1 protein-coding gene and 1 pseudogene are annotated in these 521 nt (G+C 43.4%); both read right to left on the bottom strand.

The genetic code is table 11. The features are described from left to right. Positions 1 to 201 (bottom strand): annotated as a pseudogene (locus tag R7O13_RS30795) (MSHA biogenesis protein MshF); the annotation flags it as partial. A 3-nt stretch (positions 202 to 204) separates the two neighbouring features. Then, the coding region (locus R7O13_RS30790) for a type II secretion system F family protein (RefSeq protein ID WP_318305708.1) at positions 205 to 521 on the bottom strand (317 nt) is incomplete at its 5' end.

Raw genomic sequence — 521 nt, 5'->3', positions numbered from 1 at the left:
CATATGATTAGGCTCACCTTGCACTAACCACGCTTGGTGATAACGCTGAACACTGTCTAGCATCCAAACCTTTGCGAGTTTTGCACCTGTCGCTTGTGCTTCTTCAGTGACTGGCTGCAATTTAATCGCCATTCCAACCACGATGATGACGGCAACTAAGCCAAACATAACGAGCGTTGCTCGGCTTTGATTCTCAACCACGCATTAGCCGCCTTTGATGATATCCAGCATCCCCCACATTGGTAAGAAAATACCCAATGCAAGTACCATCACCATCCCAGCGACAATGACCAAAAGTAATGGTTCTATTCTTGCCGTCAGTGTTTTAAGGTCATAATCCACTTCTCGATCATAAAAATCTGAGACTTCGAGCAAAAGTTCATCAATACGACCCGTTTCTTCACCAACTGCAATCATTTGAATAACTAATGGCGTAAAAATATTGCTGTTGATGGCAGTGACAGAAATGGTGCTACCCGCTTCGATGGCTGCTTTCATCTCTAAAATTCGATTTTCTAAAA

Source organism: Vibrio sp. Y176, assembly GCF_033438945.1.
This window is presented reverse-complemented; position numbering and strand designations above follow the sequence as displayed.